At 65.3% G+C, this 24765-nt stretch carries 20 protein-coding genes; 16 read left to right on the top strand and 4 right to left on the bottom strand.

Annotated elements, in window-relative coordinates; all coding sequences use genetic code 11:
• Positions 1-556: nucleoside phosphorylase (locus CH275_RS18985; protein ID WP_256991116.1), on the bottom strand; the 556-nt coding region annotated here is incomplete at its 3' end.
• Between the two features lie 113 nt (positions 557-669).
• Here CH275_RS18985 and purL point away from each other — a divergent pair.
• The 10 genes from purL to purM all read left to right on the top strand — a co-directional run bounded on the left by purL (position 670) and on the right by purM (position 14143).
• Positions 670-2961 carry a phosphoribosylformylglycinamidine synthase subunit PurL gene (purL, locus tag CH275_RS18990; protein WP_094679860.1) on the top strand — a complete coding sequence of 764 codons (2292 nt, stop codon included), beginning with the start codon at positions 670-672 and terminating at the stop codon, positions 2959-2961.
• A 101-nt stretch (positions 2962-3062) separates the two neighbouring features.
• A complete protein-coding gene (locus CH275_RS18995) occupies positions 3063-4790 on the top strand; it encodes an alpha/beta hydrolase (RefSeq protein ID WP_373453728.1) in 1728 nt (575 codons plus the stop codon).
• A gap of 14 nt (positions 4791-4804) precedes the next feature.
• Positions 4805-5395 (top strand): CPBP family intramembrane glutamic endopeptidase, encoded by a 591-nt coding sequence (locus CH275_RS19000; protein WP_094679862.1) that lies wholly within the window; start codon positions 4805-4807, stop codon positions 5393-5395.
• 2 nt (positions 5396-5397) lie between these two features.
• A complete protein-coding gene (locus CH275_RS19005) occupies positions 5398-5784 on the top strand; it encodes a sterol carrier family protein (protein ID WP_094679863.1) in 387 nt (128 codons plus the stop codon).
• 127 nt (positions 5785-5911) lie between these two features.
• Entirely contained in the window at positions 5912-7474 is a 1563-nt protein-coding gene (gene purF / locus CH275_RS19010) for an amidophosphoribosyltransferase (protein ID WP_032406013.1), read from the top strand.
• Positions 7475-7615: 141 nt separating this feature from the next.
• On the top strand, positions 7616-9259 hold the full coding sequence (locus CH275_RS19015; protein ID WP_373453729.1) for an ABC transporter substrate-binding protein: 1644 nt from the start codon (positions 7616-7618) through the stop codon (positions 9257-9259).
• Between the two features lie 109 nt (positions 9260-9368).
• Positions 9369-10355, top strand: a complete 987-nt coding sequence (locus CH275_RS19020; protein ID WP_179276273.1) for an ABC transporter permease — start codon at positions 9369-9371, stop codon at positions 10353-10355.
• Positions 10356-10446: 91 nt separating this feature from the next.
• The gene (locus CH275_RS19025) at positions 10447-11322 is read left to right on the top strand and encodes an ABC transporter permease (RefSeq protein WP_256991117.1); all 876 of its coding nucleotides are present in this window, start codon (positions 10447-10449) and stop codon (positions 11320-11322) included.
• A complete protein-coding gene (locus CH275_RS30285) occupies positions 11319-12956 on the top strand; it encodes an ABC transporter ATP-binding protein (RefSeq protein WP_094679866.1) in 1638 nt (545 codons plus the stop codon). Before CH275_RS19025 ends, CH275_RS30285 begins: the two co-directional genes overlap by 4 nt.
• 86 nt (positions 12957-13042) lie before the next feature.
• Positions 13043-14143, top strand: a complete 1101-nt coding sequence (purM, locus tag CH275_RS19035; protein ID WP_032376541.1) for a phosphoribosylformylglycinamidine cyclo-ligase — start codon at positions 13043-13045, stop codon at positions 14141-14143.
• A gap of 88 nt (positions 14144-14231) precedes the next feature.
• Here the strand turns inward: purM and CH275_RS19040 are convergent, their stop codons facing one another.
• From CH275_RS19040 to ygfZ, 3 genes are all read right to left on the bottom strand, one after another.
• The gene (locus CH275_RS19040; protein WP_008719426.1) at positions 14232-14426 is read right to left on the bottom strand and encodes a DUF3073 domain-containing protein; all 195 of its coding nucleotides are present in this window, start codon (positions 14424-14426) and stop codon (positions 14232-14234) included.
• Positions 14427-14699: 273 nt separating this feature from the next.
• Positions 14700-15335, bottom strand: a complete 636-nt coding sequence (locus CH275_RS19045; RefSeq protein ID WP_094679867.1) for an MOSC domain-containing protein — start codon at positions 15333-15335, stop codon at positions 14700-14702.
• On the bottom strand, positions 15332-16453 hold the full coding sequence (gene ygfZ, locus CH275_RS19050; protein WP_094680268.1) for a CAF17-like 4Fe-4S cluster assembly/insertion protein YgfZ: 1122 nt from the start codon (positions 16451-16453) through the stop codon (positions 15332-15334). The genes CH275_RS19045 and ygfZ overlap by 4 nt, the downstream gene beginning before the upstream one ends.
• Before the next feature lie 93 nt (positions 16454-16546).
• Between ygfZ and CH275_RS19055 the strand changes: the two genes are divergently transcribed.
• The 6 genes from CH275_RS19055 (at position 16547) to CH275_RS19080 (ending at position 24688) form a co-directional block, all read left to right on the top strand.
• A complete protein-coding gene (locus CH275_RS19055; protein WP_094679868.1) occupies positions 16547-17845 on the top strand; it encodes a dicarboxylate/amino acid:cation symporter in 1299 nt (432 codons plus the stop codon).
• Between the two features lie 22 nt (positions 17846-17867).
• Positions 17868-18734, top strand: a complete 867-nt coding sequence (locus CH275_RS19060) for an aminodeoxychorismate lyase (RefSeq protein ID WP_094679869.1) — start codon at positions 17868-17870, stop codon at positions 18732-18734.
• A 131-nt stretch (positions 18735-18865) separates the two neighbouring features.
• Positions 18866-20350 carry a cytochrome ubiquinol oxidase subunit I gene (locus tag CH275_RS19065; protein ID WP_094680269.1) on the top strand — a complete coding sequence of 495 codons (1485 nt, stop codon included), beginning with the start codon at positions 18866-18868 and terminating at the stop codon, positions 20348-20350.
• Between the two features lie 9 nt (positions 20351-20359).
• Entirely contained in the window at positions 20360-21397 is a 1038-nt protein-coding gene (gene cydB, locus CH275_RS19070; RefSeq protein WP_094679870.1) for a cytochrome d ubiquinol oxidase subunit II, read from the top strand.
• Positions 21394-23091: a thiol reductant ABC exporter subunit CydD gene (gene cydD, locus CH275_RS19075; RefSeq protein WP_094679871.1), complete on the top strand. Its 1698-nt coding sequence runs from the start codon at positions 21394-21396 to the stop codon at positions 23089-23091. The genes cydB and cydD overlap by 4 nt, the downstream gene beginning before the upstream one ends.
• Complete coding sequence (locus CH275_RS19080; protein ID WP_094679872.1) at positions 23084-24688, top strand: ATP-binding cassette domain-containing protein; 1605 nt, start codon at positions 23084-23086, stop codon at positions 24686-24688. Before cydD ends, CH275_RS19080 begins: the two co-directional genes overlap by 8 nt.
• Positions 24689-24765 lie beyond the last annotated feature (77 nt).

Below are 24765 nucleotides of genomic sequence, written 5' to 3' on the forward strand. Positions count from 1 at the left end.
CGCGGCGGGAAACGCGGGCGCGGGTCTCGCGGTAGAGCGCATCGGTCGTCCAGGATCGGCCGGTGACGAAGTCGACTCCGGCGTCGGTCAGCACCGACTGCAGCACGGCGACTCCCGCCGGATCGGCGTCGACCACTCGGCCGGGCGGTAGGTAGTGGAACGAGGTGCCCTCGTCGCGGACGGCGCTGTCGACGACCATGACGTGTCCCATGCCCAGGTCGTCGGACAGTGCCCCCGCGCCGCCGACCGCCACGAATTGGGTGCATCCCATCGCGATCGCTTCTTCCAGGAACAGCGCGGCCAGCGGAGCGCCGACGCCGGGATGGAAGACGGCAAGCTTCTCCCCGTTCCGTTCGATCTCGTAGACGGGGTGTTCGCCGTGCTCGGAGCGCATGATCGACACGACTCGGGCGTCGCCTTTCGCGCAGATACTGTCGATCACTTCGGAGAAGAAGCAGACGACGGCCTTGGGCGGTACGTCGACTCCCTTGGCCACCATCGACGGGTCGATGACGCCCGTTTCGTCCAGATCGTTCTCGGTCAGCGCGATGTCCATCAGGTGATGTTCGCACGACAGAAGTTCGACCCCGCACGACCGATGCCGTACATGTCCGACGGTCCCGATAGACTCTCCCTGGCATTTCGCTCCATCGAAGGGACCTATTCCTCGTGTCCGCTAGCTCTGTACCCACAGACACTGTCTCCAACGCCGTCGCCACCCCCGACGTTGCGCAGCCGTACAAGGAACTCGGACTCAAGGACGACGAATACGTCCGCATCAAGGAAATCCTCGGCCGTCGCCCTACCGACGCCGAATTGGCGATGTACTCCGTCATGTGGAGCGAGCACTGCTCGTACAAGTCCTCCAAGGTGCACCTGAAGTACTTCGGCGAGACCACCACGGACGAGATGCGCAAGCCGATGCTCGCCGGCATCGGTGAGAACGCGGGCGTCGTCGACGTCGGCGACGGCTGGGCCGTCACGTTCAAGGTCGAGAGCCATAATCACCCGTCGTACGTCGAGCCCTACCAAGGTGCCGCGACCGGCGTCGGCGGCATCGTCCGCGACATCATGGCCATGGGCGCTCGCCCGATCGCCGTCATGGACCAGCTGCGATTCGGTGCTGCGGATGCACCCGACACGCGCCGCGTCCTGAGCGGCATCGTCGCAGGCGTCGGCGGTTACGGTAACTCCCTCGGCCTGCCGAACATCGGCGGCGAGACGGTGTTCGACGCCTCCTACGCCGGTAACCCTCTGCTCAACGCCCTGTGTGCCGGTGTCATGCGCGTCGAGGACATGCACCTGGCGTTCGCATCGGGGCTGGGTAACAAGATCATTCTGTTCGGAGCCCGAACCGGTCTCGACGGCATCGGAGGCGTGTCCGTCCTGGCGTCGGAGACCTTCGACGGTGACGAGACCGGCGGGGGCCGGAAGAAGCTCCCTGCCGTCCAGGTCGGCGATCCGTTCACCGAGAAGGTGCTCATCGAGGCCTGCCTCGAGCTGTACTCCAACAAGTTGGTCGTCGGCATCCAGGACCTCGGCGGTGCCGGATTGTCCTGCGCCACTTCGGAATTGGCCTCCGCGGGCAGTGGTGGCATGCACATCGAGCTGGAGAAGGTGCCGATGCGTGCCACCGGCATGACGCCCGCCGAGGTGCTCTCGAGCGAATCCCAGGAGCGTATGTGCGCCGTGGTGACGCCCGAGAACGTCGACGCGTTCATGGCCGTCTGCCGCAAGTGGGACGTCCTGGCCACCGTCATCGGTGAGGTCACCGACGGTGAGCATCTGCAGATCACGTGGCACGGCGAGACCGTGGTCGACGTTCCGCCGAAGACCGTTGCGCACGAGGGACCGGTGTACAACCGTCCCGTGCAGCGACCGGACACGCAGGACGATCTGGTCGCGAACACCACTGCGTCGCTGCAGCGTCCGGAAACCGGGGACGAGCTGAGGGCGACACTGCTGAAGATGATCGGCTCGCCGCAGTTGTGCAGCCGTCGATTCATCACCGAGCAGTACGACCGCTACGTGCGCGGCAATACCGTCCTCGCCGAGAACGCCGACGCCGGCGTCATCCGGATCGACGAGAAGACCGGTCGCGGAATCGCTTTGGCCACCGACGCGTCGGGCCGCTACACCGCACTCGATCCCTACCGGGGTGCGCAGCTCGCATTGGCCGAAGCGTTCCGCAACGTCGCCGTCACCGGCTCGACGCCCAAGGCCGTCACCAACTGCCTGAACTTCGGCTCGCCCGAGGATCCGGGTGTCATGTGGCAGTTCCAGCAGGCCGTGCGCGGCCTGGCCGACGGTTGCGTCACCCTCGGCATTCCGGTGACCGGCGGCAACGTGAGCTTCTACAACCAGACCGGTGCCGAGCCGATCCTGCCGACACCCGTCGTCGGTGTGCTCGGCGTGATCGACGACGTGCATCGCCGCATCCCCACCGGCCTCGGACTCGAGCCCGGTGAGACGCTGATCCTGCTCGGCGACACCTACGACGAGTTCGATGGGTCGATCTGGGCGCAGGTCGAGCACAATCACCTCGGCGGCGTGCCGCCCAAGGTCGATCTTGCCCGCGAGCAATTGCTCGCCGACATTCTGCTGTCGTCCTCGCGTGACGGCCTGGTCTCGGCGGCACACGATCTGTCCGAGGGCGGCCTCGCGCAGGCCGTCGTCGAAGCCGCTCTGGCCGGCGAAACCGGTTGCCGCATCCTCCTTCCCGAGGGTGCCGATCCGTTCGTGACGCTGTTCTCCGAGTCCTCGGGACGCGTACTGGTCGCCGTACCGCGCACGGAAGAGACCCGCTTCACCGGCATGTGCACCGCCCGCGGTCTGCCGTGGGCGCGCATCGGCGTCGTCGACGAAGGCTCGGACTCGATCGAGGTGCAAGGGCAGTTCTCCGTCCCGATGACGGAACTGCGCGAGACGTTCGAGAGCACTCTCCCCAGACTCTTCGGCTGACAGAGGTGGGGGGACAGGCATCCGTCGGGGAACAGACATCGGAGCGGGACGGCGTCGAACCCGACGCCGCACTCGAACAGGACCAGCATCACAGATACCACCTGCCGACGCTCGAGTTCTCGGTCCCCTCACCGGACAAGCACCCGTTCGTCATGTGGGCCTGGGGTCTGCTGCGTCTGGACTTCGCCGGAATCGCGTTCAGTGCACTGTTCTTCTGCTGGTCTCTGACGCCGTCTCTGCTCCCTCGCGGATGGCTGTTCCAGGGCATCATCGGTGGAATCAACGCGGCCATCGGCTATGCGTTCGGCGTGGCAGTGGGATGGGCCGTCACCCGATGGTGGCTCTCCTCACGGTCGTGGTGGCCGTTGCCCCGCAAGGTCGAACTCACCGCCAAGGTCGCGGTACCGGTTCTGGCTGTCGCGGCGTCGATGATCATGCTGTCGATCTCCGCGGAATGGCAGCGTGAGCTTGCCGCACTGATGGACGCGGAGGGCACCACCACCACAGGTTACTTCCGCACCGGGGCTCTCAGTATCGCCATTGCGGCGCTGTTGATTTCGGTGTGGCGGGTGTTGCGCGACCTCGTACGACTGCTGGCCCGTCAGATCAACCGCGTCGTGAAGATGCCACGGGAAGTGGCCAACGCCCTGGGGGTCGTCGTACTCGTCGTGCTGTCCGTCGCCCTGGTGCAGGGCGTGCTGCTGCGCGCGGTCTCCGAGGTCACCAACTCGGCCTTCAGTCTGCAGAACGACGAAACCCGTGAGGGCGCAGAACAACCCGTGGCCGACGAACGCTCCGGCAGCCCGAACTCGTTGGCACCGTGGGACACTCTCGGATTCGAGGGTCGCAACTTCGTCTCCAGCGGGCTGCGCGCCGACGAGATGGAACGGGCCACGGGCCGTCCGAGCCTAGAGCCGATCAGGGCCTACGCCGGGCTGGAAACTGCGGAGACCCAGGACGAGCGACTGGACATCGTGGTCGCCGAACTCGAACGCACCGGCGCATTTCAGCGCGCGGCACTGGTCGTCGTCCCGACCACGGGCACCGGGTGGGTCAACCCGACCGCCATCGAAGCCGAAGAGCTCATGTTCGACGGCGACGTCGCCACCGTTGCGTCCCAGTATTCGTATCTGCCCAGCTGGATCTCGTTCATCGCCGAGGGCGACAAGGCCGCGCAGGCAGGCAAGGCGCTCATCGACAAGGTGCACGACCGATGGCTGCAGGAGCCCGAAGCCACTCGCCCCAAGTTCTACGTCTACGGCGAGAGCCTCGGTACCCAGGCCGGTGAGGGTGCGTTCGACGGTTTGGCCGATATCCGGGCCACCACCGACGGCGTGCTGTGGGTAGGACCGCCGAACAACAACCGCATCTGGAGTCAGTTCGTCAGCCGACGCGACCCGGGAAGTCCCGAGGTCCGGCCGGTCTACTCCGAGGGCCTGACGGTCCGATTCGCCGACAACTCGTCGGGCATCCCGCCGGAGGATCAGCCCTGGTACGAACCGCGAATCCTCTACGTGCAGCATGCGTCGGATCCGGTGGTCTGGTGGTCACCCGACCTGCTGTTCGAGCGTCCCGACTGGCTGTCCGAGCCACCCGGTCCGGACCGCTTGCCGAGCATGCGCTGGTTCCCGGTCGTCACGTTCTGGCAGGTGGCCGCCGACCTGACCAATGCTGCGGGTGTCCCCGACGGGCACGGCCACAACTACGGAACCCTGGTGCTCGACGGCTGGGTGGCCGTCGCCGCACCCGAGGGTTGGACCGACCGCGACACCGAGCGAGTGCGCGGAGTCATGGAGCAATTCGCCGGCCGAGACGGTCCCGAGAAGTGAGACGGTCCCGAGAGGTGAAGACCGCGCTACTGATCGGCTCCGCGACGACGGCGTGGAGCACGGTCGTGCTGCCGTCGACAGGTCTCGATGCCCGTGGACGGGCGGTGGCCAACGCCTCGTTCGCCGTGGCCGTCGCGGCGGTGTCGGGCCACAGCGCTGCGCAACTGGGATTGCGCAACACCGCTGTCGGACTGAAATGGGGTGCTGCGGCGTCGGCGATTCCGGTTCTCGGATCCGCCGTCGTCGCCGCGATTCCGGCGTTGCGACGCCGTGTCCGGCCGTCCGAGGACGAGCTGGCCGAGTGGGTGCTGTTTCGGATCCCGGTGGGAACGGTGTTGACCGAGGAGTTGCTCTTTCGCGGGGTGCTCGATGCCGCATCGCCGGTGCTGTCGCCGATCTTCTTCGGGCTCTGGCACATTCACCCGGCTCGCGCCGCCGGGGACACCGTGCCGGGAACCGTGATCGCGACTACGGCCGCAGGTGTGGTGTTCTCGTGGTTGCGGGCTCGCAGCGGGAGCGTGCTCGCCCCGGCCCTGCTGCACTACTTCCTCAATGCGAGCGGTGCCGTGCTGGCGCATCTCGCTGCGAACGACAGGAGTCGGTAGCTGTGCCGCCACACAAGGAAGTCGGCCCCGCAGAGGTTCGTGACGCGGTCCTGGCCGTTGCGGAGTGGATCAAGGGCGAGGCGGACAAACCGGCTCGTGCACAGATCGCCGCGGCGGTACGCACCACCGCGAGGACTCTGGGCCAGAATGCGCCTGGATCCTCGGTCGAGGTGCGCGTGCCGCCGTTCGTCGCAGTCCAGTGCATCGTCGGACCTCGGCATACTCGTGGAACTCCGCCGAATGTCGTCGAAACCGACGCCCTGACGTGGCTGCAGGTGGTCACCGGAACCCGCGATTTCGCCGAGGCTCTCGCCGACGGCTCCATCGATGCGTCCGGAAGCCGCGCGGCCGAGGTGGGCCGCTGGTTGCCGCTGCTGTCCATCACATGATCGGTACGAATCTCCGCACTCGTTCGCCTGCCGGGAATCTCCCGTCCACACGATGCGTTGACTCCGGCCGTGTGCCCGTAGACTTGGGCACGGCCCCCCGCCCCGTACCCCCAAGGGAGCAATGCCCGTGACCAACGCCGATTTGTCGGTCGACAGTCCGAATCTTCTGCTAGGCAAACCCCTCGACGAACCGGAGAACGAGCCGCGCGAAGAGTGCGGAGTGTTCGGAGTATGGGCACCGGGCGAGGATGTGGCCAAGCTCTCGTATTACGGCCTCTATGCGCTGCAGCACCGTGGTCAGGAGGCTGCCGGCATCGCGGTGTCCGACGGTTCCCAGGTGCTGGTGTTCAAGGATCTCGGCCTCGTCAGCCAGGTGTTCGACGAGCAGACCCTGGGCGCGATGCCAGGGCATGTCGCCATCGGCCACTGCCGCTACTCCACCAGCGGGTCGGTCACATGGGAGAACGCGCAGCCGATCTTCCGCACCACCACGGCTGGTACCGGGATTGCGCTCGGTCACAACGGAAACCTCGTGAATTTCGCCGAGCTCGCCACCAAGGCTCGCGACGCGGGCCTGATCAGCGACCGGTTGCAGGGCAACGGCACCTCGGATTCCGACGTGGTGACGGCGCTGATGGCACACAAGGCTGCCGACTGCACCGTCGAACAGGCGGCGATGGAGCTGTTGCCGCAGCTCAAAGGCGCGTTCTGCTTGACATTCATGGACGAGCACACGCTCTACGCTGCTCGCGACCCGCACGGTGTTCGCCCGCTGTGCCTCGGCCGCCTCGATCGCGGCTGGGTGGTCGCCAGCGAGACGGCCGCTCTCGACATCGTCGGTGCTGCGTTCGTCCGAGACATCGAGCCCGGTGAGTTGCTCGCGATCGACGCAGACGGTGTTCGGTCCTCTCGATTCGCCGCCCCCGAGCCCAAGGGATGCGTGTTCGAGTACGTGTACCTCGCTCGTCCCGACAGCGTCATCGGTGGCCGTTCGGTGCACTCGACGCGCGTCGAGATCGGACGTCGGCTCGCGAAGGAGCATCCGGCCGAGGGCGATCTGGTGATTCCGGTGCCCGAGAGCGGAACTCCCGCCGCGGTCGGTTTCGCTCAGGGCTCCGGCATTCCCTACGGCCAGGGGCTGATGAAGAACGCGTACGTGGGCCGCACGTTCATTCAGCCGTCGCAGACCATTCGTCAGCTCGGCATCAGGCTCAAGCTCAATCCACTCAAAGAGGTCATTCGGGGCAAAAGGCTGGTGGTGGTGGACGATTCGATCGTTCGCGGCAATACGCAGCGTGCGCTGATCAGGATGCTTCGAGAAGCAGGCGCGCTCGAAATCCACGTCCGCATCGCGTCCCCGCCGGTGCGGTGGCCATGCTTCTACGGCATCGACTTCGCTTCTCCCGCAGAGCTGATCGCCAACGGCGTCGACTCGGAGGACGGGATTCTCGAAGGCGTCCGCCAGGCCATCGGTGCCGATTCGCTGGGGTACATCTCCATCGACGGCATGATCGCGGCGTCCGAGCAGCCCGAATCACGTTTGTGCGCAGCATGTTTCACCGGTAAGTACCCGATCGATCTGCCCGCCGACAATGCGCTCGGCAAGCACGTTCTCGAGGGTCTACTGGCGTCGGCGGCCGGGCAGCCGGTGGCCAACGACGCAAATGTGAGCGCTCTCAGTCGCCCTTGACCTGGTCTTTTCCTCCAGGGAACAACAGGGTTTTCTCAATGCCACATATTGGAAACAGTCCATCGGTACTGTCCCGAGTTACATAGGACACACCGATTTGGATAGAGGCATCAGATGACCCTGTCGCCCGACGACGGACGCATGCAGCGCTACAGTGCCGCATCCAGGACAGCTGTGCGCAAGCACGGTAAGAAGACCGCAGCAGTGGCAGCACTGTCGGTACTCGCATTGACGGCCGCAGCCTGCGGCTCGGGACGCACCGACGCCGGCGGGTCCGGCGGCGACGGCGGCGGCGAGACCATCACGGTCGGCACCACCGACCAGGTGACATCGCTCGACCCGGCCGGCTCGTACGACAACGGCTCGTTCATGTTGATGAACCAGACCTACCCCTTCCTGATGAACTTCGCCCCGGGTAGCTCCGAGCTCGAGCCCGATGTCGCCGAGAGCTGTGACTTCGCCGAGCCGACCGTCTACAAGTGCACGCTCAAGGACGACCTGACGTTCGCGAACGGCAACCCACTGACGAGCGAGAGCGTGAAGTACTCGTTCGACCGCATCGTCGCCATCAACGACCCCAACGGGCCTGCGTCGCTGTTGACCAACCTCGACAGCATCGCGACCCCGGACGAGAAGACCGTCGAGTTCACGCTGAAGTCCGCGAACGATCAGACCTTCCCGCAGATTCTGGCGACTCCGGCTGGCCCGATCGTCGATCAGACCGTGTTCCCCGCAGACAAGATCCTCGACGACGACGCCATCGTGGCGGGTACGCCGTTCGCCGGTCCGTACTCGATCTCGAGCTACGCCAAGAACTCCCTCGTGAGCTTCACTGCGAACGGTGACTACAAGGGCATTCTCGGAGCGCCGAAGACATCGTCGATCAACGCGAAGTACTACACCAGCTCGGACAACCTGAAGCTCGACGTACAGAACAAGGCCATCGACGTCGCGTGGCGCTCGCTCACCCCCACCGACGTCGAATCGCTCGGAGCAGTCGACGGTTTGACGGTGCACGAGGGGCCGGGCGGCGAATCGCGCTACATGGTCTTCAACATGAACACGATGCCCGGTGACACACCCGATCAGAAGTTGGCCGTACGCAAGGCAATTGCGTCCTCGGTCGATCGTCAGGCGTTGTCCGACGGCGTCTACAAGGGCACCTACACCCCGCTGTATTCCGTCGTTCCCACCGGCCTGGCCGGCTCGAACACCGCGTACGGCGACGTCTACGGCACCACGCCCAACCGCGACGAGGCAGCCGGGTTCCTCTCTGCCGCAGGCGTTGCCACCCCGGTGCAGCTCAACCTGCAGTACAACCCGGACCACTACGGTTCGTCCTCGAGCGAGGAATACGCCGCGATCAAGAGTCAGCTCGACGCGACGGGCCTGTTCAACGTGAACCTGCAGTCCACCGAGTGGAGCACGTACACCAAGGAACGCGTCGCCGACGCGTACCCGGTGTACCAGCTGGGTTGGTTCCCGGACTACCCCGATGCCGACAACTACCTGACGCCGTTCTTCGCACCGGACAACTTCCTGCAGTCGCACTTCGAGAGCCCGGCGATCACCTCGCTGCTCGATCTCGAGCGCACGACGGCCGACGAGAATGCTCGGATGCAGATCATCGGCCAGATCCAGACCGAGCTCGCGACGAACTACCTGCCGACGCTTCCGTTGTTGGAGGGCAAGCAGATCGCCGTCGCCACCGATGCGATCAGCGGCGTGGACGAGACTCTCGACGCCTCGTTCAAGTTCCGGTTCGTCACTCTCGCCAAGAGCTGACGGCGTGCCCACTACCGACAGCACGACGGTAGAGGGCGAGAAGCAAGCACAGCAGGCGAGCGCGCCGTCACGGTACGGCGCGCTCGCCCGTTATCTCGGGGTCAGATTTTTGCTGATCATTCCGACTGCCTGGATTCTCGTCACCGTCGTCTTCTTCCTGATGCGGGTGATCGGTGATCCGATCACGGCGGCCCTCGGTGGCCGCCTACCTGCCGAGCAGATCGCCCAGCGCAAGGCCGAGGCCGGCTACGACCGGCCGATCCTGACGCAGTACTGGGAGTACCTGACCGGCTTGCTGCGTGGCGATTTCGGCCGTTCCGCGACCGACAACCGCGCGATCAGCGACGTCCTGCTCGTCAACGGCGCAGCAACTCTGGAACTGGCGTTCTGGGCGTTGCTGGTGGCCTTCGCCGTCGGTATCCCGCTCGGGTTCTTCGCTGCCACCCATCGTGACCGGTTCGGCGACGCCTCGCTGCGAATCTTCGCGATCCTGGCGTATGCGGCCCCGGTGTTCTTCGTCGGCATGCTGCTCAAACTGCTGTTCGCAGTCAAGCTCGGCTGGCTGCCCGTCGCCGGTCGGGCCAGCACCAATGTGGAACTGGCCCTGCAGAACGTCTCGCCCAAGACCAACATCCTGATCGTCGATTCGTTCCTCTACGGCGAGACGAGCTACACCGTCGACGTGCTCGAGCACGCTGTGCTGCCTGCTCTCGCACTGGGACTGTTGACGGCCGGTGTATTCCTGCGACTGGTGCGCGTCAACCTGATTCAGACGTTGCAGGCCCCGTTCGTCGATGCTGCCCGCGCCCGCGGACTGAGCGAGGGCACCGTGACGAGGCGACATGCATTCCGCAACGCCATGATTCCCATCGTCACCGTCATCGGTCTGCAGATCGCCGTGCTCCTGGGCGGTGCGGTACTCACCGAGACGACCTTCGAGTGGCAGGGCCTGGGCTACGAGCTCGCCCGCTATCTGCAGCAACGCGATTTCGTTGCCGTGCAGGGCATCGTGACGTTCCTGGCCGTGGTGGTCGCCGTCGTCAGCTTCGTCACCGACGCGATCGTCGCACTCATCGACCCGAGAGTGAGGTTCTGATGAGCACCGAAGTCGTGCTGTCCGACGTCCTCCCACCCGCCCACACCGTCGAGGATTTCCCGGCGTCGCGTTCGTCAAGTCCACCTCGGGATTGCAACGCGTCACGTTGATCGTCGGCTTGGCCCTGATGGTGGGGTTCGTCATCGCTGCGGTGTTCGCGCCGCTGCTCGCGCCGTACGGGTTCTCGCAGACCAGCGACGCCGGGCAGGATTTCGCCAGGCAGGCAGCTCCGTCCGCCGAGCACTGGTTCGGCACCTCGGTTCGCGGTGAGGATGTGTTCTCGCGGGTGATCTACGGTGCCAGAACGGCATTGATGGTGATCGCGTCGTCGTTGATTCTCTCGCTGATCATCGGAGTTCCTCTCGGGCTCGCCTCGGGCTACATCGGGCGCTGGTTCGACCGCGTGCTGGTGCTGTTCATGGACGCGATGTACGCGTTTCCGTCTCTGCTTCTCGCGGTGGTCATCTCGATCGTCGTGGCAGGCGGCCAGTCGTCGAGTTTCGGCGGTATCGCATCCGCGGCCATCGCCATCACGGCGATCTTCGTCCCACAGTATTTCCGTGTGGTCCGCAATGCCACGGTGGCGGTCAAGACCGAACCGTACGTCGATGCCGCTCGGGTGACCGGCGTCGGCACGCCGCGAATCCTGTTCCGCCACATCCTCGCCAACGTGGTGCAGACGCTGCCGGTCATCATCACCCTCAATGGGGCCGAGGCCATCCTGACCCTGGCCGGGCTCGGGTTCCTCGGGTTCGGCATCGAGCCCACCTCCGCCTCGGAATGGGGCTACGACATCAACAAGGCCCTGCCGGATATCTCCAACGGCATCTGGTGGACGTCGGTGTTCCCGGGCCTCGGCATCGTGCTGGTGGTACTCGGTTTGACCATGGTGGGTGAAAGTGCAAGCGAGACACTCAATCCGCTGCTGCGCACCCGCAAGAAATTCAAGAAGGCGGTGAAGGTATGACCTCGAGTGTTGCAACTCCACGCGAGACCGCACTGTCGGTGCAGTCGTTGTCCGTCACGTTCCTCACCGATGCCGGCGAGGTCGATGCCGTCACCGAGGTCTCGTTCGAGGTGTTCCCCGGTGAGGTCTTGGCCGTGGTGGGGGAGTCCGGATCGGGTAAGTCCGTCAGCGTCCGATCCGCCATCGGCCTGTTGCCCGACACCGCACGCGTCGAGGGACACGTGGTGCTCGGTGGCCAGGACGTGACGAGGCTGAGCAACAAGGCGTGGGCGCAGTTGCGCGGCAACAAGATCTCGATGGTGTTCCAGGAACCGGGCAGTGCTCTCGATCCGCTCTTCACCATCGGGTACCAGATCGTCGAAGCACTGCGTGCGCACACACGCGCGGACGGTAAGCGGATGTCGGCGAAAGATGCCAAGGCGCGGGCCGTCGAATTGTTGACGATGGTGGGTCTGCCCAACCCCGAGCAACGCTTCTCGTACTACCCGCACGAGCTCTCGGGCGGCCAGAAGCAACGCGTCATGATCGCGATCGCCATCTCGTGTGAGGCGAAGGTCATCATCGCCGACGAGCCGACCACCGCCCTCGACGTCACGGTGCAGGCCGAGATCCTGGAGCTGCTCCGCGATCTCAAGGATCGGTTGGGTTGCGCCATCGTGCTCATCACCCACAGCATGGGCGTCGTGTCCGATCTGGCGGACCGCGTCGTCGTCATGCAGAACGGCCGCGTCGTCGAGGAAGCACCGGTGGCGCAGCTGTTCGACGCGCCCGCAGACGACTACACCAAGAAATTGCTGGCCGCGGTGCCGACCCTCGCTGCGGTGGAGTCCGACAAGACCGTCGACACCTCGGGCGATCCGGTACTCGACGTCTCACGGCTTGTGGTGCAGTTCTCCGGTGGTGTCGGCTCACCGGCATTCCGGGCGGTCGACGACGTCTCGCTCACCATTCACCGCGGCGAGACCCTCGGTCTGGTCGGTGAATCCGGCTCGGGTAAATCGACCATCGGCAGATGTGTCGCGGCACTACAGAAGCCGACCAGCGGCAGCGTGACGGTGATGGGACAGAACATCGCCGGTGTCAGTGAACGCAAGCTCAAGCCTCTACGCAAGCGCTTCGGCTTCGTCTTCCAGGACCCGTCGGCGTCACTGAATCCGCGACTGACCGTCGGACAATGTATCGCCGAGCCGATGATCGTGCACAAGTACGGCTCCAAGGATGCGATCGCCGCGAGGACGACCGAACTGCTCGACGCCGTGCAACTGCCGTCGGGCACCGACAAGCGGTACCCGCACGAGCTCTCCGGTGGACAACGGCAACGCGTCAGCTTGGCACGGGCCTTGGTGCTGGGTCCGGATCTGGTGGTCGCGGACGAGCCGACCAGCGCCCTCGACGTATCGGTGCAGGCAGCAGTGCTGGACCTGTTCGAGGCACTACAGCAGGAATTCGGTTTCGCGTGCCTGTTCATCAGCCACGACCTCGCCGTGGTGGACCGCGTCGCGCATCGTGTGGTCGTGCTGCGCAACGGGGGAATCGTCGAAGAGGGAACGCCGTGGAAGATTCTGCGATCCCCGGAGGCGGACTACACCAAGAAGCTGTTGGCCGCGATTCCCGGCAAGCGCCTGCACACGTGAGTTCTTCTCCTGACCGGGCACTCCGGTACCGTTGGGGCCGCGCCGCACCGGGCGCTGACATGAACTAGTACACAGGCTGGAGCCGAATGACCGAGGAATCCCAACCCACGAGCGCAACTCACTCGGGCGGTGCCTCCTACGCGGCGGCCGGGGTCGACATCGCCGCAGGAGACCGAGCAGTGCAGCTGTTCGCGCCGCTCGCCAAGAAGGCCAGCAGGCCGGAGGTCATGGGCGGTCTCGGCGGCTTCGCCGGCCTCTTCGCGCTCAAGGGCGACTACCGCGAGCCGGTTCTGGCGGCCTCGACCGATGGCGTCGGCACCAAGGTGGCCGTGGCACAGGCCCTCGGCAAGCACGACACCCTGGGCCTGGACCTGGTGGCGATGGTCGTCGACGATCTCGTCGTCTGCGGAGCCGAGCCGTTGTTCCTGCAGGACTACATCGCCGTGGGCCGTGTCGTTCCCGAGCAGGTCGCCGAACTGGTCAAGGGCATCGCCGAGGGCTGCATCATCGCCGGCTGCGCGTTGCTCGGCGGCGAGACCGCGGAACATCCGGGACTGATGGCCGACGGCGATTACGACCTCTCGGCCACCGGCATCGGTGTCGTCGAGGCGGATTCGATCCTGGGACCCGAGCGGGTTCGTCCCGGCGACGTCGTCATCGGCATGGGATCGTCCGGCCTGCACTCCAACGGCTACTCGTTGGCTCGCAAGGTGCTGCTGGAGATCAACCACATGGACCTCGGCGGACACGTCGAGGAATTCGGCCGCACCCTCGGCGAGGAGCTGCTCGAACCCACCAAGATCTACGCCAAGGATTGCCTCGCGCTCGCCGCGGAGACCGATGTGCGCACGTTCTGCCACGTCACCGGCGGCGGACTGGCCAACAACCTCTCCCGGGTGATGCCCGAGGGCCTGGTGGCCGAACTGGACCGCACCACGTGGAGCCCGGCTCCGATCTTCTCGCTGATCGCTCAGCGCGGACGCGTGGAGCGGGCCGAGATGGAGCAGACGTTCAACATGGGCGTCGGCATGGTCGCCATCGTGGCACCCGAGGACGTCGACCGCGCCCTCGCCGTGCTCACCGCACGGCACATCGATTGCTGGACACTGGGCACGGTGAAGAAGGCGACCGGCAAGGACGTGGCCGACGAGCGCGCATTGTTGCTGGGGAACCACCCGAGGTTCTGACCGGCAAGGTTCTGATCGGGGCGTTATCGCACGAACAAATGAGGGGGAGCCGCACTGCGGCTCCCCCTCAGTCGTTCAGTGCACAAAACTAGCGTCGCCAGTCCTCGTACTCGTCTTCCTCGACTCGGGAATGCACGTCCGAGTCAGAGTGGATGCCACGATGGGAGTTGGACGAACCACCGGAGAGTTCCTTCTGCAGACTCTCCAAGTCCGTTGTCGGCGAGCTGTACTTGAGCTCACGAGCGACTTTTGTCTGCTTTGCCTTAGCCCTGCCTCGGCCCATGGCGGTGCCCCCTCGCGGACTTGCGGGGCGGCCTGGGGAAATTTGGCGGCCCCGTTAGAGTTGGTATTTCTTCCTGGCACACACTCTAGCGCGCGAATCGCCGCGATGCGCAGACGGCACCACGTGTCGGTGGCGGGCACGTCCACGCGACACGCCCGGGACAGGGGCCCGCGCTGCCTTTACCTGCAGATATCCATGCACAGGCAAACTATCTTCGCGAAACGACACGACGAGCGACGTGCCGGGCATCATGGGGAGCGGAGCCCGCAGGAGTCAGTTCCGCACCGATTTCAGCGCAGCTGCCGCATCGCGGTAGACCTTCGGTGCCAAACCCGGCGCGTCCAGCAGAGTCTGCATTGCAGCTGTGTCCCTCCCCTCGAAGAGCATCCGCACCGTCACCCCGTGTTCGGGGATCGACTCCACGGTCACCCTGTCGCCGGCGGCGAAGACACCCGGTTCGAGAACTCGGAAGTACGCACCCACATCGCCACGTGCCGTGAATCGACGGATCCAGCCGGGCTCGCCCATCCACCGCGCGAACGTGCCGCACGGCTTGCGAGCGATGGTCGCTTCCAGCGTCACAGTTCCGACTCGCCACCGTGAACCGATCACCGCATCGGTCACGGACACCCCGGTGGTCCGCAGGTTCTCGCCGAATCGTCCTGGAGGAACTGGCGTCCCCAGCTGATCGGCCCAGTACCTCGCCTCGTCCTCGTCGTATGCGTAGACGGCCTGATCGAGTCCGCCGTGGAACTTCGTGTCCCGACAGTGATCGCCGCCGATGCCGAGCTCGTGGACGTCCACCGGCCCCTCGACGGGCCGCTTGTCGATGCCGCTGTCGACCACCGCACGGCGTCCCAACGGAACATCGGCGTGCACGACGCAGACCGCGAGAACGGTCCCGGTCACCGGCCGCGCAGGCGGTCGACGGCAGCGCGACCGGCTTGAACGTCGTCGTACGACGGGATGGAATCGGGATCGATCGACGCAGCGCACGGACCCGCTTCGAGGGCGGTGTCCACCGGGATCGTCCTCTTGAGCAGAGCGAGAGCGATCGGGCCGAGCTCGAAATGATCGATGACGGTACCCAGACGCCCCACGGACCGTCCGCCTGCGGTGACCGGGTCACCCGTGCTGGGCCGACCGTCCGCGGAGCCGTCGAGATGCAGCAACACCAGGTGCCGCGGCGGGCGCCCGAGGTTGTGGACGCGTGAGACCGTCTCCTGACCGCGGTAGCAGCCCTTCTCCAGATGCACCGCGCCGAACTCGGCGACGCTGCCGATCCAGCGAACCTCGTGCGGAATGGTCTTCTCGTCGGTGTCGACACCGACGCGCGGACGCAACGATTCCACCCGCAGCGCGTCGAACGCCCAGGTTCCGGCCGGGGCGGCCCCGGCGTCGCGCAACCGCAGGAACCACTCGTCCATGCTCGCGCGGGGGATCACCACGTCGTACGAGTTCCTGCCGGGCCACGGCATGCGCCGAACGAATCCGCCGCCGTCGATCGCCGACGCTCCGTAGATCTCGCTGGGAGCCGACACGCCGACCTTCTCGAGCACCGACGCCGCGTCGGATCCGAGAACGGTGAGGACGGCGAGTTCGTCGGCTTCGCGGGGCTCGGCCTTGGCCCAGAACACCATCTTCCTCAGGAACGACAGCAGATCCGGTCCGGCCGCGCGCTCGGTATCGATGTACGTGACGCCGGCCAGGTCGGTCTGTACGAAGTGATGCTCGATGCGTCCGTTGACGTCCAGACTGAGGTTCTCCGCCGAGCTGCCGTCGGGCAGGTTCGTCACGAATTGGCTCGAGATCGTGTTCAACCAGCTCAGACGTTCGTCGCCGCTGATGGCGAGCACGAAGCGGTGGGACCGATCGATGACAGCGGCTGCGCTGACAGCATCGCGTTGCTCGCCGAACGGATTGCCGTAGTGCCAGGCCACCCCGGCGTCGACGCTGTCGTCCGGGGACGGGACTGCGTTGGGGAGAGTGAGAAGAGGACTCGGGGTGATCGTCACGGAATCGGACACCACCCCATAGTAGGAGCCTGGGGAGCCGCACGTTTTACTCAGGCGCAACGCGTCCGATATCGAGGGGCGATTTCCCCTGTCTAATTTCGAGCCGTGAAAGCTCTGAGACACCCAGCAGCGCAGATCGGCCTGGCGGCCATCGGCGGAATCGTATTCGGTCTGATCGTCGGAGACTGGGCTGCGAACCTGAAGTTCATCGGCGATCTGTTCATTCGCCTGATTCAGATGTCGATCGTGCCACTGGTCATGGCGTCGGTGATCGTCGCAACCGGATCGATGTCGGGCACGGGAACCGGCAAGATCGCGGTGCGGACCTTCAAGTGGATGATCGGCTTCTCGTTCGTGGCAGCGGTGCTGGCGTGGTTGCTCAGCATTCTCATCCAGCCCGGGGCAGGTATGGAGTTCACCCAGGAACTCGACCCGAGCCTCGAGGAATCCGCGAGCGAGGCGTTGGGCTGGCAGGACACACTGCTCAACTTCGTCTCGACCAATGTCTTCAATGCGATGTCGACGGCGACCATGGTGCCGATCATCGTGTTCTCGTTGCTCTTCGGAATTGCGCTGCGCAGCCACATCACCAAGACGGGCGACACCGGCGTGCTGACTCTGATGGATCAGATTCAGCAGATCGTTCTGACCATGATTCGCCTGGTGATGCACATCGCACCGGTCGGTGTGTTCTGTCTCCTCGCCGCTCTCGCGGGGGACGTCGGCTTCTCCGTCGTCTCGACCGCTCTGAGCTACCTGGGTACCACCCTGCTCGGCGTCCTCATCCTGTTCGCCCTGTTCGTGGTGGTCGTCACCGTGCGGACGCGGCTCGATCCGAGGAGCCTGCCGAGCAAGCTCACCGAGCAAACGGCCATTGCCGTCACGACCACGAGTTCTGCCGTGACCTTCCCGACCGTTCTCAAGAACACCGTGGAGAAGGTGGGCGTCAGTCAGAAGGTCGCGAACTTCACGCTGTCGATCGGACTGACCATGGGATCGTACGGCGCGGTCCTCAACTACATGATCGTCGTGATGTTTCTGGCGCAGGCAGGCGACGTCGATCTGAGCGTCGGCCAGATCGCCCTCGGGATGGGTCTGGCGATCCTGCTGAACATGGGCACGATCACGGTGCCTGGTGGATTCCCGGTGATCGCGATGTTCCTGGCCACGTCGCTGGACCTGCCGTTCGAGGCAGTGGGCCTACTGATCGCCGTCGATTGGTTCGCCGGAATCTTCCGCACCTTCCTCAACGTCAACGGCGACACCTTCGTCGCGATGTTGGTGGCCAACGCCGACGACGAGATCGACCGTGACGTCTACAACGGCACCAAGACCGTCGTCGCCGAGGACATCGACCTCGACGAATACCGCGACGTGATGGCTCAAGCGGATCGGGCCGACTGACCGCTGCTCTACAGTGACGGCCATGGTCGATTCGGTAGTGGTGACGTTGGACGGCCGAGTACACGACGCGGGACAGCCTTTGCTGTTCGCCGATGACCTGGCTGCCGTTCGCGGCGACGGAGTGTTCGAGACGCTGCTCGTTCGCGGCGGCGTCGCGTGCGCGGTGGACCTGCATCTTGCTCGTCTCGTGGAATCGGCGACGGCGCTCGCCCTGCCGGTTCCCGACGTCGACCAGTGGCGCGCGGTGATCGAGCAGGCCACCGGTCTGTGGACGCAAGGTTCACAGGACGAGGGAGTGCTCCGCCTGGTACTCAGCAGGGGGCGCGAGGGCGGCGGAGATCCGACGGCCTATGTGACGGTGGGGCCGCTCCCCGAGCGGGTGCGGACAGTGCGTGACCACGGGGTGTCGGTGATCACGCTCGATCGAGGTTATTCGGTCGAGTTCTCGTCTCGTGCACCGTGGCAGCTCGCCGGCGCGAAGACGCTGTCGTACGCGACGAACATGGCCGCGCTGCGGCACGCGGCGGCGCAGGGTGCGGACGATGTCATCTATCTGAGCAGTGAGGGCCGGGTACTCGAGGGTCCGCGGTCGACGGTGGTGATCGCGCGCGGTAAGACACTCGTCACACCGTCCATCGAGCAGGGCATCCTGGCCGGAACCACGGTCGCCGGACTGTTCCAGGTTGCCGAGGGTGCCGGCTGGACGTGCGAGCGTGGACATCTGTATCCGGCGGATCTCATTGCTGCAGATGGTGTTTGGCTGATCTCGAGTGTCACGCTCGCGGCGCGGGTTACGGAGATGAACGGCGTCGTCCTCGGGTGGCCGAGTTGCGGTGACGAGCTGCGAGCGATGGTCGATCTCGCTGTGGAGACCGTCCCGACGGGATAGGAGCCGAACGACCCTGCCGAAAGACTCTTCCCTACTACTACTCGTAGTAGTACATTCGAATCAGTCGCGGGCCAATGCCCTGACCTGCGGTGTTGCCCGTCACAGCTCGGGTGGAAGAGTTCGGAGTATCGATGGACGCGTTGGATGTCTCGCGGTGGCAATTCGGTATCACCACCGTTTACCACTTCATTCTCGTACCCCTCACGATCGGCCTCGCGCCGATGGTGGCCGCTATGCAGACCATGTGGGTGATCACCGGCAAGGACTCCTGGTATCGGCTGACCAAGTTCTTCGGCAAGCTGTTCCTCATCAACTTCGCCCTCGGCGTCGCGACCGGAATCGTGCAGGAGTTCCAGTTCGGGATGAACTGGAGCGAATACTCGCGCTTCGTCGGTGACGTGTTCGGTGCGCCTCTCGCGCTCGAGGGGCTGGTGGCCTTCTTCCTCGAGTCCACGTTCCTCGGCCTGTGGATCTTCGGGTGGACCCGGCTCCCCAAACTCGTTCACCTGGCGACCATTTGGCTCGTCGCCATCGGCGTCAACGCCTCGGCCTTCTTCATCATCGCAGCCAACTCCTGGATGCAGCATCCCGTCGGCGCGATCTACAACGAGGAAACCGGCCGAGCCGAGCTGACCGACATCTGGGCGCTGCTCACCAACAACACTGCGCTGGCGGCATTTCCGCACGCCGTCGCCGGCGCATTCCTCACTGCCGCGACGTTCGTCGCCGGAATCTCCGGGTGGTGGATGGTGCGCGAGGCTCGAAAGAAGAAGGCGAAGGGCGAGCTCGGCACGCTCCCGGCCACCGACTCGCGCTCGATGTTCCGATCGGCCGCGCGCATGTCCTTCATCGTCATGATCGTCGCAGGAGGCGCGCTCGCCATCACCGGGGACATCCAGGGCAAGCTCATGTTCGAGCAGCAGCCCATGAAGATGGCATCCGCAGAGTCGTTGTGCGACACGGAGACCGGAGCCAGCTTCTCGCTCCTGACCGTGGGGACGCACAACAACTGCGAATCCGTGGTGCACCTCATCTCGGTTCCCGGCCTCACCTCGTTCCTGGCGGAGAACGACTTCGGTGCCACCGTGCAGGGCGTCAACCAGTTGCAGGAGCAGTACGAGCAGCAGTTCGGTCCGGGCAACTACAAGCCCAACCTGTTCGTCACGTACTGGGCCTTCCGGATGATGATCGGACTGGCCGCAGGGTCGGCACTGCTCGCCATCGCGGGACTGTGGGTCACCAGAGGTGGGCGAATTCCCGACCAGAAGTGGTTCTCGTGGTTGTCGTTGTCGGCCATTCCGACGCCGTTCCTGGCCAACAGCGCCGGTTGGATCTTCACCGAAATGGGCCGTCAGCCATGGGTTGTGGCACCCAACCTCTCGGGAGTCGACCAGATCCGGCTCACCGTCGATCAGGGCGTGTCCGACCATCCCGTCGGCCTCGTCGTCGCCTCACTGGTGACGTTCACACTGCTCTACGCCGCTCTCGGGGGCGTCTGGTTCTACCTGCTCAGGCGTTACGTCGTCGAAGGACCTCTCGACCACGACGCGCATCCGCACGTCGACCCACCGGAATCGGAAGACGAAGAGCCCAAACAACTCTCGTTCGCGTACTAGGGGATAGCAATGTCACTGCCCGAATTCTGGTTCCTCGTCATCGCCTTCTTCTTCGTCGGCTACTTCGTGCTCGAAGGCTTCGACTTCGGCGTCGGCATGCTCATGCCCATTCTGGGTAGGCACCCAGACTCCGCGACGGGTGAGAAGCGCAGGCGTGCGGTTCTGAACACGATCGGACCCGTCTGGGACGGAAACGAAGTGTGGCTCATCACCGCGGGCGGCGCCCTGTTCGCAGCGTTCCCCGAGTGGTACGCCACGCTGTTCTCGGGCTTCTACCTGCCGCTGTTGTTGATCCTGGTGGCGCTGATCCTGCGTATCTGCGCCATCGAATGGCGCGGCAAGATCGACGACCCGGTGTGGCGTCGACGCTGCGACATCGGCATCGGCATCGGCTCCTGGGTTCCGGCCGTGCTGTGGGGCGTTGCGTTCGCCAACATCGTGCGCGGAGTCGCGATCGACGAGAACAAGAAGGTCACCGCTGGATTCTTCGACCTACTGAACCCCTACGCGCTGCTCGGTGGAGCCACCATGGCGCTGGTGTTCGCATTGCACGGCGCGGTGTTCATCGCACTCAAGACCTCCGGGGACGTACACGAGGACTCGGTGAGAATTGCGGCGCGACTGTCGGTTCCGGCGGTGCTCGTCGGCGGCGCTTTTGCACTGTGGACCCAACTTGCGCACGGTAAGCCGTGGACGTGGGTGCTCGTCGCCGTGGCCGCAGTGGCATTGCTTCTGGTCGTCGCACTGACGGCGAAAGTACGCGAGGGTTGGGCCTTCGTCTTCACCAGCATTGCCATCGTCGCCGTCGTCGTACTGCTGTTCGCGTCTCTGTTCCCCAACGTGATGCCGTCCAGCACGGACGCCGCCTTCGATCTCACCATCGCGAACGCATCGTCCAGCCCGTACACGTTGAAGGTGATGACGTGGGCTGCAGCGTTCGCGGCACCCGTCGTCATCGGATACCAGGCCTGGACGTACTGGGTTTTCCGGCAACGCATTTCGAGCGCGCAGATACCCGACTCGATCGGTCTGACGGTGAAGTCGTGACCGCACCCGCTCCCGCGCGGACGCGGGCGAAGGGTCCGGTCGACCCGCGACTGTGGAAGTACTCTCGCTCCGCCCGCGGCTACGTGGGCGTGACGGTCGCGCTGTCGACCGTGATCACCCTGTGCATCATCGTCGGGGCACTGGCGATCGGACGCGTCCTGGCAGGCGTCATCACCGACCCGACGGCCAGGACGTTGTCCACCTGGACGACGGAACTGGCCGTGCTGGCCGGCGCGACCGTGGTTCGTGTGCTCGCGACCGGAGCTCAGTCTCGTTACGCCCATCGGTCCGCGTCGCGTGTGGTCGCAGAGCTCGAGCTCGAAGTCCTCTCGGCAGCAACGCGATTCGAACCCCGCGAACTCGACGCAGAACGAGAAGAATTGGCCGTCGTCGTGACCCGCGCCATCGGCGGACTGAGGGCATACCTGACCGGATACCTGCCGGCGCTGGTACTGGCCGTCCTCGTCACTCCGTTGGTGCTGATCGTCATCCTCACCCAGGACGTGACGTCGGCCGTCGTCATCGCAGTGACCCTGCCGCTCATTCCCGTCTTCATGATTCTGATCGGCTTGCTGACCAAGGGGCGGGCGGCCGCGACGCTCACCACGATGACCACATTGTCGGCGCAGTTGCTCGACCTGCTGGCCGGTCTACCGACCCTGCGTGCGCTGGGGCGCGAACGCGGACCCGCCGCCCGCATTCGCGCACTGGGCGACGCCCATCGGCGAACGACCATGCGCGCGTTGAAGGTTGCATTTCTGTCGTCGATGGTTCTCGAGTTGTTGGCAACCCTGTGTGTCGCGCTGGTGGCCGTCGGCATCGGGCTTCGGCTGGTGTTCGGGGAGATGACGCTCGAGGCAGGAATCATCGCGTTGATCCTCGCGCCCGAGGTGTACTTTCCGCTGCGCGCCGTCGGCACCCAATTCCACGCAGCAGAGGATGGGGTCGAGGCAGCGGACCGTGCCTTTCGGGTGCTGGATCGGCGCACGGTTCGGCCGACCGGCGGTCGGACCGTCGACGCTACGACCGCAGACATCGAACTCGTCGGCCTCACCGTCTCGAGTAGGGACGGTGAGGCACCGTCGGAACTGAGTGCGCGGTGCCGGGCGGGCACCATCACTGTCCTGACGGGTCCGAACGGCGCGGGTAAATCGACTGCGCTGCATGCCCTTCTGGGGCTGACATCGCCGTCGGCCGGCGTCGTTCGCATCGGGGGAGTGCCGGTGGCCGACCTCGACCTCGAGCAGTGGTGGGGGCAGGTCGCCTGGCTTCCGCAGCGACCGGTGTTGCTGCCCGGCACGCTCTACGACAACGTGACTCTGCACGGGGTTCCCGACTCGGAGGAGTTGGACCTCGCCTGCCGCGCGGCCGGGTTCGACGACGTTCTGCGAGATCGGGGCGGCTGGGACAGTCGCGTCGGCCAGGGCGGAGTGGGACTGTCTCTCGGTGAGCTGCAACGTCTCGCCCTGACGCGAACCTTCGTCTCCGGTGCTCCGGTGATGGTGTTGGACGAACCGACCGCACACCTGGACTCGGCGAGTGAAGCAACTGTGCTGGCGGCCATTCGAGATGCTGCCGACCGAGGTGTCACCGTGGTGATGACCGGTCACAGGCGTTCGGTGGTGCATGCTGCCGACCGCGTAGTCGAGGTGCACAGTGCCTCGACCCCGAAGCAGCAGTTCGATCATGTCTGATCTGCGGCGAGCTCTGGCCTTGTTGGAGCTCTCGCCACGGCGGATGGCGGCTGCCGTGGCGGCCGGAGTGGCGACACTGGGGAGTGCCCTCGCACTTGCCGCGCTGTCTGCGTGGTTGATCACCCGAGCCTGGCAGATGCCGCCGGTTCTCGACCTGTCGGTTGCGGTGGTAGCCGTTCGGGCGCTGGGCATTTCGCGCGGAGTGTTTCGCTATCTCGAACGATTGACCACACACGATGTAGCGCTGCGCGGAACGACGGCCGCCCGCACGAGTATCTACGAGCGGTTGGCGAACGGCAGTGGTGCGATCGCTCTGCGGCGCGGTGACGTTCTGGCTCGCACCGGAGCCGATGTCGACGTACTCGGCGACGTCGTCGTACGGGCCGTCGTACCGATCTGTGTGAGCGTGGTGATGATGGTCGCGGCCGTGGGACTGCTCGCCGGTATCGCGCCGGCTGCTGCGTCGATTCTGGCGGTGGCGTTGCTGATCGCAGGCGTGGGCGCACCGATCCTGGCGGCGCGTTCGGCGAGAATCGCCGAGGAGGCCGGAGCCGACGCCGATGCGCGGTTCGCCGAGACGGCCGTCCGCGCCCTCGATCACGCCGCGGAACTGCGGGTTGCCGGGTGCCTCGACGCGACACTCGCCGAAGCCCGCAGTGCAGCACAGGATTCGGTGGTTGCCCGCGACCGCGCCGCGCGCCCGTCGGCGCTGGCCGATGCAGCTGGGCCCCTGTCGATCGGCGCATCGGTGATCGGGTCCTTGCTCGTCGGAATCGGGCTGTACGGACCGGACGGAGGCACCGCCGGCGGTATGACACCGATGGCACTGGCGATCATCGTGCTGGTTCCGCTGGCCGCCTTCGAAGCGACCGCAGCACTCCCCGGAGCGGCAGTAGCGCTGATGCGCGGCCGAATCGCGGCATCGCGAATCATGGCCATGCTCGATACGGCTCCGCCGCCCCACGTGAACAGAAACTCGACCCCTGCTACGAACTTTCGTGCACATGCGCGAAGCGCTCTCATCGGGCCGAGCGGGTCCGGGAAAACGACCATGCTGCGTGCTCTCGCCGAGGAGTACGGTTCGGCCGCAGCACTGTTCGCCGAGGACGCGCATCTGTTCGACACGTCGATTCTGGAGAATCTGCGGGTCGTGCGCGGCGATGTCGACGAACAGCAGGCGACGCAGGCACTGCAGAGAGTGGGTCTCGGCCCGTGGCTCGACGCTTTGCCCCTCGGCATCCACACCACGCTGGTCGGCGGAGCGCAGGCTGTCTCGGGGGGAGAGCGACGCAGACTGCTGTTGGCACGGGCCCTGCTCAGCACTGCGCCGATCGTGCTGCTGGACGAGCCGACCGAACATCTCGACCGAATCTCCGGGATGCGGATTCTGCGAGAGCTCCTCACCACCGACGACGGCCTGTTCGGGGCCGATCGAATCGTCGTGGTGGTCACTCATCAATTGCCGGAGAACACCGACGCCGACCAGGTGATGGACCTCGGCCGACACGTCGCGAAAAAACACTTTGCCGACTCGGAATCTCGGGCGTACGTTGGGAGTACACGAGAGAGGAGGTGGTCTGAAGTTGATGAACTCTAGGACGCGTGAGGTGGCTGTCAGCTAGCCGCAATCGCTGACGGATTCACTGCGAAGACCGCGCGAGCGGCAGGCGAATC

This window comes from Rhodococcus sp. 06-235-1A (assembly GCF_002258785.1).
In the GTDB taxonomy this organism is placed as follows: Bacteria; Actinomycetota; Actinomycetes; order Mycobacteriales; family Mycobacteriaceae; genus Rhodococcoides.